Origin of the sequence: Flavobacterium sp. (genome assembly GCF_020217025.1) — a bacterium.
Lineage (GTDB): Bacteria > Bacteroidota > Bacteroidia > Flavobacteriales > Flavobacteriaceae > Flavobacterium.
In genome coordinates, this window is record NZ_JAIWOF010000131.1 from 1 (window position 1) to 10,000 (window position 10,000).

13 protein-coding genes are annotated in these 10,000 nt (G+C 31.4%); 2 read left to right on the forward strand and 11 right to left on the reverse strand.

The window, feature by feature from the left end:
* Positions 1–235: mechanosensitive ion channel family protein (locus tag LDL23_RS06515; protein WP_291264985.1), on the forward strand; the 235-nt coding region annotated here is incomplete at its 5' end.
* A 9-nt stretch (positions 236–244) separates the two neighbouring features.
* Here the strand turns inward: LDL23_RS06515 and tsaB are convergent.
* The 3 genes from tsaB to LDL23_RS06530 form a co-directional block, all read right to left on the reverse strand.
* Positions 245–904, reverse strand: coding sequence for a tRNA (adenosine(37)-N6)-threonylcarbamoyltransferase complex dimerization subunit type 1 TsaB (tsaB, locus tag LDL23_RS06520; RefSeq protein WP_291264986.1), 660 nt, complete (start codon positions 902–904; stop codon positions 245–247).
* A 99-nt stretch (positions 905–1,003) separates the two neighbouring features.
* Positions 1,004–2,317 carry an efflux RND transporter periplasmic adaptor subunit gene (locus LDL23_RS06525; protein ID WP_026724337.1) on the reverse strand — a complete coding sequence of 438 codons (1,314 nt, stop codon included), beginning with the start codon at positions 2,315–2,317 and terminating at the stop codon, positions 1,004–1,006.
* 20 nt (positions 2,318–2,337) lie between these two features.
* Positions 2,338–3,660, reverse strand: a complete 1,323-nt coding sequence (locus tag LDL23_RS06530; protein WP_211252186.1) for a TolC family protein — start codon at positions 3,658–3,660, stop codon at positions 2,338–2,340.
* Positions 3,661–3,762: 102 nt separating this feature from the next.
* Here LDL23_RS06530 and LDL23_RS06535 point away from each other — a divergent pair, with 102 nt between their 5' ends.
* Positions 3,763–5,154 (forward strand): DUF4403 family protein, encoded by a 1,392-nt coding sequence (locus LDL23_RS06535; RefSeq protein WP_291264987.1) that lies wholly within the window; start codon positions 3,763–3,765, stop codon positions 5,152–5,154.
* A gap of 34 nt (positions 5,155–5,188) precedes the next feature.
* Here LDL23_RS06535 and LDL23_RS06540 read toward each other — a convergent pair whose 3' ends face one another.
* The 8 genes from LDL23_RS06540 to LDL23_RS06575 all read right to left on the reverse strand — a co-directional run.
* Positions 5,189–5,410, reverse strand: coding sequence for a hypothetical protein (locus tag LDL23_RS06540; RefSeq protein WP_291109470.1), 222 nt, complete (start codon positions 5,408–5,410; stop codon positions 5,189–5,191).
* A complete protein-coding gene (locus LDL23_RS06545) occupies positions 5,411–5,950 on the reverse strand; it encodes a DUF420 domain-containing protein (RefSeq protein WP_291264988.1) in 540 nt (179 codons plus the stop codon).
* 2 nt (positions 5,951–5,952) lie between these two features.
* Entirely contained in the window at positions 5,953–6,579 is a 627-nt protein-coding gene (locus tag LDL23_RS06550) for an SCO family protein (protein WP_291264989.1), read from the reverse strand.
* Between the two features lie 5 nt (positions 6,580–6,584).
* A complete protein-coding gene (locus tag LDL23_RS06555; RefSeq protein ID WP_291264990.1) occupies positions 6,585–7,286 on the reverse strand; it encodes a hypothetical protein in 702 nt (233 codons plus the stop codon).
* Between the two features lie 77 nt (positions 7,287–7,363).
* Positions 7,364–7,714 (reverse strand): cytochrome C oxidase subunit IV family protein, encoded by a 351-nt coding sequence (locus LDL23_RS06560; RefSeq protein ID WP_291264991.1) that lies wholly within the window; start codon positions 7,712–7,714, stop codon positions 7,364–7,366.
* Positions 7,715–7,734: 20 nt separating this feature from the next.
* Complete coding sequence (locus tag LDL23_RS06565) at positions 7,735–8,715, reverse strand: cytochrome c oxidase subunit 3 (RefSeq protein WP_291264992.1); 981 nt, start codon at positions 8,713–8,715, stop codon at positions 7,735–7,737.
* 45 nt (positions 8,716–8,760) lie between these two features.
* Positions 8,761–9,348, reverse strand: a complete 588-nt coding sequence (locus LDL23_RS06570) for a cytochrome c oxidase subunit 3 (RefSeq protein ID WP_291264993.1) — start codon at positions 9,346–9,348, stop codon at positions 8,761–8,763.
* Between the two features lie 2 nt (positions 9,349–9,350).
* Positions 9,351–10,000, reverse strand: a 650-nt coding sequence (locus LDL23_RS06575) for a protoheme IX farnesyltransferase (RefSeq protein ID WP_291264994.1), incomplete at its 5' end; no start/stop codon positions are given.

Below are 10,000 nucleotides of genomic sequence, written 5' to 3' on the forward strand. Positions count from 1 at the left end.
ATCTACTTTAGAAAACATTTTAAAATCAATTCCAGAAGTATTACCTGAACCCGCAGCAGTAGTATTTATAAATAATTTAGCCACTAGTTCTATTGATTTTGCTGTAAGACCTTTTACAAGCAATGAAAATTACTGGAAAGTAAAATCAGAAGTGTTAGAAAAAACTAAAGTGACTTTTGATCAAATTGGTATAGAAATACCATATCCACATCAAGTAGAAATTCACAAAGAATAATTATTTTATTTACTTAGATAAAACGAAATCTTTCAAATAATAAGGTTCAAAATAAGCGACATCAACAAAGTCGCTTTTTTTGTATTTATCAAACGATAATTCACTCATTTGTATAGCCGATGGAAATATGACATTAGAATGAAACTCAAATTTATCACCGGTTAATGTATTTTTAAATTTTTCTGTTCCATCGCCAACCAAATGCATTTTTTCTGAAATTTCTTGATATGAAGTTTCATCAATAATTTCGGCTTGCGTATTTCTGATTTGCTCGTGATTTTTATCGTAAATAGCCGTAAAAACTTCCATTCTGCGAGCATCAATCATTGGAATGATGATTCCGTCTTTAATTTGAATTTGCTTTGCTAAAAGTTGCAATGTATCAATAGCAATCATTGGAATATTCAATGCATAACAAAATCCTTTAGCCGAAGAAACGCCAATACGCAAACCCGTATATGAACCCGGACCTTGACTTACCGCAATTGCATTCAAGTCAGAAAATTGCAAATTATTTTCAGCCAGTAATTCTTCGATAAAAACGTGTAATTTTTCGGCATGAGAAAAATTTTGCTCTGCAATTTCTTTGCATGCAAGCGTTTTTCCTTCCTTTGCTAAAGCAACAGAACAATTTTTAGTAGCGGTTTCTATATTCAGAATAATAGCCATATTTGGTTTTTTGAATTGCAAAGTTAAGAAGATAAACCCGTAAAAAAAATAAGGCATAGTTTCCTACGCCTTATCTACCCAAATTAACTAATAAGAAATCTATTTCTTACTCTCTTTTTTATCTTTTTCTGTTTCCACACGAACTTTATCATTTGAAACTAAATCTTTTGAAACCGTTGTATAAGGTCCAATAATAATTTCTTCACCCGGTTTTAAACCCGAAATAATTTCAATATTGGTGTCGTCTTGAATTCCTGTTTTAACTACTCTCAATTTTGCTTTATCTCCAACTTTTACAAAAACACATTCGTATTTTTTATCACTTTTTGGAGCCGTTCCTTTTTGTTCTTGCTCTTTTTTATCTAATTCAGCAACAACATCTTTCTTAACCGAAGTCGTATCATCTTTAACTACAACTGCGCTAATTGGCACAGCTACAATGTTTTCTTTACGTTTTGTAATAATGTCAACTGTAGCAGTCATTCCTGGTCTAAATGGAGAGAAATTATCTGGTTTTCCTTCTAATAAATCTTGGTAGGATTCTTTTAAAATTCTAACTTTTACTTTAAAATTTGTAACCTGATCTGCTGTTAAAGTAGAACTTGCTGAATTTGAAATACTCGTAACAATTCCTTTAAACTCTCTTTTTAAATAAGCATCAACTTCAATATTTGCAGAATCACCAATGTTTACTTTTACAATATCGTTTTCATTAACATCCACTTCTACTTCCATATTGTTTAAGTTCGCAATTCTTAAAATTTCAGTTCCTGCCATTTGCTGCGTTCCTAAAACTCTTTCACCTAACTCTACATTCAACAACGAAATTGTTCCGTCAGCTGGAGCATAAATAGTTGTTCTTCCTAAGTTGTCTTTAGCTTCAGTTACTGTTGCAGATGCACTTTGTACTTGGTAATAAGCCGATTGTTTATTGGCAACCGCAACTTCATAAGCCGATACAATTCTATCCCATTCCGATTTTGAAATGATTCCTTTTTCGAATAATTTTTTGTTTCGATCGTAATTGGCTTTAGCTTCTTTTACTTGAGCGTCTGCCTGACTTAAACCTGCTTTTGTAGTTGACATAGAAGCCACAGAACGATTCACTCCAGATTCATATAAATCAGGATTGATTCTTACTAATAAATCTCCTTTTTTAACTTGTTGTCCCTCTTTAATTGGCAAAGCAATGATTTCACCTGAAACTTCAGATGATATTTTTACTTCAATTTCTGGCTGGATTTTCCCTGTTGCCGAAACCGTTTCTACAATTGTAGTTTGAGCAACTTTTGATAATTCAACGACTTTAGATTCATCGTTATTTCCGATTATACCACCTTTTTTAAGTCCAACTAATAACAAGATTAATCCGATTGCACTTCCTAATAAAATGAATATGGTTTTCTTTGACATGACTAGGTATTTATATTTTATTATTGTTTTTTAATTAATGGAATTCCAAAATAGAATTCTAATATTTTGGTTCTAAAAATGTAATCGTATTTAGTTCTTAATACTTCTGATTGTGCGTTTTCATAAGCTATTGTAGATTGAGAAAAATCAAATGAATTCATTAAACCTACTTCATAACGCTCTTTTGAAAAATTGAACGATTGTTTTCTAGCTTCTAAAGTTTTTTGAGCTGCTTCAAATGATTTTTTAGCATTAATAACATCATTATAAGCTTGATACACATTTCGCTCTAAATCTAACTCGGCTTGTTTCAGCTGAAATTCTGAACGCTCTTGATTAATTTTAGCACGTTGTACTCTTCCTCTTGTAGCAAATCCATTTAAAATTGGAACGCTTAACTGTAAACCAACAGCTGTACCATCAAATAATGACAATTGATCTGCAAAATTAAATGGTGTACTTTCAGACCAACGAGTATTATACCCAACAAAACCTGTTAATGTTGGTAAGTAAGAAGAACGTGAAATAGAGACATCTTTTTTAGCAACATCAACATTTGACAAAGCTATTTTCACATCTTTAACCGATTCTTTAGCTTTAGCCAAAATAGCCTCCTGAGTTTCATTTGTTATATTAGACATTGGCAAATCAATCACTTCATCTGAAATATCAAACGTAGCATAATCTTCTAACAATAAAGTTTGACACAAAGCAACTTTAGAAATTAAAAGTGCATTTTCAGTACTAATAATTTGTTGTTCTTGAGTAGCATCTGTAGCTTGTAGTTCGAATATATCTCCCGCAGGAAGTGAACCTGCTTCTATTAACTCTTGAGTTCTTTTGATATTTTCTTTAGTAACTAAATTTTGATTTTTTTGAACTTTCAATTGTTCTTTATTAAACAATATTTGTAAGTACGAATTTGCAATTGAAAGAGCAATATCATCCTTCATTTTGTCTAAACGATATTTATTTGCTATCTGATTTAGTTTAGATCGCTGCAATGTTTTCCAATTAGCCAAACCATTAAACAACATTATATTTGAGTTTGCAGAAGCTGAAAACGATTTAAATGTTTGATTTTGAAACTGGTTTGTAACTGGGTTAATACTTGCTCCTGTATTTATACTATAATTTGCATTTCCATTCAATGTAGGTAAAAAACCACCAATAGCTTCTAGCTTTTCAACATCTGAAGTTTTTAAATCTAATTCAGACTGCTTAATCGAAATGTTATTCTTAATAGCATAATCTACGCACTCCTCTAAAGTCCATTTCTTATTCTGTGCCGAAAGTTGAAAACCTATCAACAATAGAAAAAAAACTATTTTTTTTGTTATCATTTTATGTGCTTTTATTCTCATTTCTTATAAGACCTCTTTTTCAATATTTTGTTACAGGATATCAATTAAAATTTTACTTTTACATCGAAAATTAGATTTCCTATGAAAACATTTCTTGTAATTTTTGCCTTACTTTTTACCTTGCTTCTAACCATTTCATGTGGTACAGCAAAAAAAATTGATGCCATAAAACCAGCACCTTCAAACGACAACCCTGTAGTTTTTAAGAATAAAGTTTCTTTTATTTCAATGCCTGTTGAAATAACATTGAAAGAACTCGAACAACAACTAAATAAAAATGTAACCGGATTAATATTTAACGATTCTATCTTAAATGATGATAAAACCGAAATGAAAATCTGGAAAACAGCTCCAATTAAACTAAGTGAAAAAGACGGAAATATTATTTCTGAAATTCCTCTTAAAATTTGGGCAAAATTCAAATACGGAACTGATTTTATGGGATTAAATGATACTCGTGAAATCAATCTAAACGGAATCATAACTTTAGACAGCAAAACTCATTTAACCAATTGGAAACTTACTACTACTTCTAAAATAGAAGATTTTGAATGGAGTGAAAGCCCTACGATTTTGGTAGCTGGAAAAAACGTTCCAATTACTTACATCATCAATCCCACATTGACCCTATTTAAATCGAAAATTTCGAAAAAAATTGATGAAGCTATTGACAAAACCTGTGACTTTAAACCTCATGTTTTAGACGCTTTAGACAAATTAAGTAATCCTATTTTAACAAGCGAACAATACGAAACCTGGTTTAAAATGGTTCCTTTAGAGTTATATGTTACCGAAGCCAAACTCAGCAAAACTAAAATCATGTTGAACATGGGATTAAAATGCAATATGCAAACTATGGTGGGACAAAAGCCAAAAAGCGGGTTTGATGCTTCGAAAATTGTATTGAAACCAGTTGAAAAAATTCCGGACAACACAACTGTTTCAGTAGTGGCGGTTTCTACATTTGAAAGCGCAAGTAAAATTGTAACTAAAAATTTCCAAGGTCAAGAATTTGCATCTGGAAGCAGAAAAATAACTGTTCAAAAAGTAGATTTATGGCAAAAAGATGGCAAAATGATTATTGCTTTAGATGTTTTGGGAAGTATTAGTGGTACGATTTATTTATCGGGAATTCCAAATTACAATCCTATTACTAAAGAAATTTATTTTGATCAAATGGAATATGTTTTAAATACAAAAAGCGTTTTAATGAAATCGGCCAATTGGTTATTGCACGGTACCGTTTTAAAAAGCATACAAGCCAATTGTCGCTATTCGATTAAAGGAAACTTAGAAGAAGGCAAACAAAATATAAAACCTTATTTAACCAACTATTCTCCAATGAAAGGTGTTTTTATAAATGGAACTATCAATGATTTCGAATTTGAAAAAGTTGAATTAACAGACAAAGCCATTATTGCTTTTATTACCACTAGTGGAAAAATGGATATTAAAGTGGATGGATTAGAATAAAACAAAAAAGTCGTTTCAAATGAAACGACTTTTTTTATATCTCTTTTTTCTTACCGTATTTTAATCTATAAATAGCATAGCCTAAAACCCCAACTAATATATATGGAATTGCCATTAAATATACTATTCCATCATTTACGGCTTCTGCCTTAACACCACCTTCTTCGCTTTCAAGTGCAGCACGACACATGGCACATTGCGCTTGAGCAGAAATGCTGATGACAAAAAAAACGATTCCAAATAAAAACTTTTTCATCTAATTTGCGTAATAAGGAGAGATCATTAAATAAACAACTACACCAGTAACCGCAACATATAACCAAATAGGAAATGTAATTTTTGCTATTTTTTTATGTTTATCAAATTGTTGTGACCACGCTTTTACATAAGTAGTTAAAACTAAAGGAATGATGATAATTGATAATAAAATATGCGTTATTAGGATAAAATAATACACGTATTTAATTACACCTTCACCACCAAACTTAGTAGAATCAGAAGTCATGTGATACGCTACATACATTCCAAGGAAAGCTACTGAACAAGCAATGGCAACTTTCATTAAATTCTCATGTAATTTTCTGTTTCCATTTTTGATAGCGATAACCGCAGTAACTAAAACCACAGCGGTTAATCCATTAATAGTAGCATAAATTGGAGGTAAGAAAGATAGAGGTGCTACATCATACCCTAATTTTCTCAAATTCACTCCAAAAAGCAAAGCTACTACAGCCGGAATTGCAACTGATAAAACAACAATAAGTTTATTATATTTTGTTTCTATATTATTTTCCATAATTATTCTTCAAGTAATTTTTTAATATCTTCTTTGATTGCTTCAACTCCAGCAGCATCAAGTCCGTCGTAATATAAAATTGGATTTCCTTGTGCGTCTTTTCTGCATCTGATTTTTCCGTCTTTGTCAATTAAAGCGAATAAACCCGAATGTTCAAATCCTCCAGCAACTTTATTATTTTCACCAGCATATAAATTAAAGCCTTTGTTTGCAAGGTTGTAAATATATTCTTTGTCACCCGTTAAAAAATGCCAATTATAATGTTTTACTCCTAAAAGTTTGGCGTGTTCTTTTAAAACCTGCGGCGTATCATTTGATGGATCAATGGTTATAGAAGCAATTCCAAAATTTGGATTCCCATAAAATTCGTTTTGCAATTGCAACATGCTTTCATTCATTTTGGGACAAATCGTAGGACAAGTAGAGAAGAAAAACTCCACAACGTATACTTTACCCAAATAATCTTTATCCGAAATGGTTTTATTGTCTTGATTCTTTAATTTGAATGCTGGAACTGGACCAATTTCAACCAAATCTGATTTTTGAAATTTAGCAATGATTTTTGGTACTGCCCAAATTCCGAAAATCAAAACGATGAATGAAATTCCGATGTATGATTTATTCTTCATGAAAATTACTTTTGTTTTTTAATATTCTCTTTGATGTTATCACGGAAAGCATCTTTTCTTTCGTTTTTATTCTTCTTAAGCGCCAAACGATACTCACGAAGAATGATTTTAACATCATCTGTCATTTCATTATGTAAATCGGCTGCCGAAATAGTATTGTAACTTTCTTTGTACTCCTCCTCACCTTTTTTGTTTTTGCCTTTTCTTCCGCGATGATTCAATTCTTTATCTACGATAATTACTGCAGGAGTTCCTTTGTTTTCATCCAATTTTCCTATCAATTTATAGCTATCATAGAATTCTTGAATTTTGTCTGGAGTTGAAAAAACAAATCTCCATCCTTTCATATCGCCAGTTATTGGTGCTAATTCATCTATGATTTGTTGGCATTTCTTTTCATTCCCTAAAGGAACCACCATTATCATTTGGAAATCTTTGAAGCCTTTGTACTTATTATAAATCTTTTGATTTAAATTAAAAAAGTTACCGCGATTTTCAATAACACTATCACCAACAAAACCTAAAACCGTTATCTTACCTTTCATAGACTCTTTCGAGCCATCTAAACTTGTCCAATCGGCTGGAATATCTTTATTATTCTTGGAAATTGTTGGTAAAAAAAGAGAATTATGAGATGCCGTTGAAAAAACTAAATAAATAGCGATAGGCAATATAAAAAGTGAAATGAGGACTAATTTATTTTTCATTATATGAAACTTATTTTGTTCATACAAAAGTAAAAAAAATCCCGATGTAAATCGGGATTATATAATAGAAACAAGTGTTAAAATATCCACTTTAAATGACCTGTTTTATAAACATCAAAAACGTAGTTACCTTCAACTAATAAAATAAAAGATAGGTAAAGGATTAAGAAAACTACTGTCCAAACGATAGATCTTCTAAACCATTTTTTCTCACCCTCCATGTGCATGAAAGCCCATGTAATGTAATAAGCTTTAACGATAGTTAAGATGATGAATAACCAGTTTAACATGTTCATTCCAGCAAAATTGTTGAAATATAATGCTTTTGGTTTATAGATACCGAATAAAACTTCTACGATAGTAATTACAGATAGAATTCCAAAAACTACCCAAATTCTTTTTGTATTTGATTCGTGTGCGTGTGCCATGATATACTTTTATTATATAATTATACTAAATAGAAGAAAGTAAATACGAATACCCACACTAAATCGACAAAGTGCCAGTACAATCCAACTTTTTCAACCATTTCGTAACTTTTTCTTTTCTCGTAAGTACCTAATAACACATTAAAGAAAATGATGATATTAATCAATACTCCTGTAAATACGTGGAATCCGTGGAAACCTGTAATAAAGAAGAAGAAGTTTGCAAATAATTTATGACCGTATTCGTTTCTAACTAAGTTAGCTCCTTCAACTACATATTTAGCTTCTTCTAATCTTTTTAAAGATTCTGCTCTAGATAAAACTGTTTTATGTTTTTCAGCATTCAAATATTCAGAACGAACTAAAATTGACTCATCAGCTTTGAAACCTTCAACAACTTCATTAACAGAATAGGTTGGCAAAGTAGCTTCATCCATAAACCAAACTCCGTTATTTCTTTTGTGCTGTGTTCTTGCTTCAGGTAATGTTGTAGCAAAATCAGCTAGTGCTACTCTTTTGAAAGTACCATCTTCTTGTTTTTGAACAAATTGTAAGATTGAACCTCCTTTAGTTTCAACAGCACCATATTCTCCCTTAATGAAGTTTTTCCATTCCCAAGCCTGAGAACCTAAGAATATAAAACCACCTACAATAGTTAACAACATGTAAAAAGCAACTTTTGTTTTTTTCATGTGATGACCTGCATCTACAGCTAATACCATAGTTACAGAAGAGAAAATTAAGATAAAAGTCATTAACGCTACATAATACATTGGTGCATTTACACCATGTAAAAATGGAAAGTGGTTAAAAACTTCATCGGCGATAGGCCAAGTTTCAATGAATTTAAATCTTGAAAAACCATACGCGGCTAAGAAACCAGAAAAAGTTAATGCATCTGATAAGATGAAAAACCACATCATCATTTTACCATAGGTTGCTCCTAATGGTCCTGGACCTCCGTCTAAAGCGTGTTCGTCTGTAATAACTGTCGCTCCCATAAATTTTTTAATTGTTAAAAAGTTCCCAAATTTATTATTTTTTTTCTATTTGAAAAAATAGAAAAATAAAAACAAATAAACCCAAATAAAATCCATAAAGTGCCAATACATCGCACTTAGCTCTATACCAAGGGTTTGAGCCGAATTGTATTTTTGTTTATAATGATTATAAATTACTACTAAAAGCGAAATAATACCTCCTAAAAGGTGAGCAATGTGTACCAAAACAGCAATATACAAAAATGAAGTCGTTACATTACTTTCACTTCCTGTAAAGAAATAGCCATTATCGATTACTTGTCCAAATCCTTTAAATTGTAATACTATGAACGCGATTCCAAGTGCTAAAGTAATCAATAAAAACATTGAAGCACTATTTCTGTTGTCTTTTTTTGTTGCTTGTAAAGCTAAGTAAAAAGTAAAACTACTTACTAACATAGCTACTGTACTGATTACAAATGCAGAAGGCAATACAAAATCTTTCAACCAATCTGGTCTTGATTTACTTACTACATAGGCACTTGTTAGTCCAGCGAAAATCATACAGATGCTAATCATTCCAAACCACAACAACATTTTGTACGTTCTGCCTTTGCGAGCTTGTTCTTCTTCCAAAGTCATTCTATTTTCCATAACTATCGTAAAAATTTATCTATAACATATATTATTTGCAACAACGAAATATACGAAACACTAACAATCATTAATTTTCTTGCCGCTTTTGCATCCATTTGTTTATGCAATTGTACCGCATAAAACAACATCCACAATCCTAATAAAAATACGATTACCGCTGCAGTTTTCGATAAAATCAAATTTCCGGTAAAACCAAAAACTGGAATTATCGAGGCTAAAATCATCCAAATCGTATATAAAATCGTTTGTAAAGCTGTTTTTTTATCGCGTTCTCCTGTTGGCAACATAAAGAAACCCGCTTTTTTGTAATCGTCGTATAAAAACCAACCGATTGCCCAAAAGTGTGGAAATTGCCAAAAGAATTGAATAATAAATAAAGTTCCCGCTTCAATTCCAAAGTGACCTGTTGCAGCTACCCAACCTAACATAAACGGAATAGCGCCAGGAAAAGCACCAACAAAAACAGAAAGCGGCGTTAACGTTTTTAATGGCGTATACAAACTCACATACATGAAAATCGAAATCGCGCCAAACATAGCGGTTTTAGGATTTACATTGTATAAAATAGCTAATCCTAAAACAGTTAAAACGCAACCTAAAATAAAAGCATTTTGTTTGGTAATACGACCAGAAGGTAACGGACGATTTT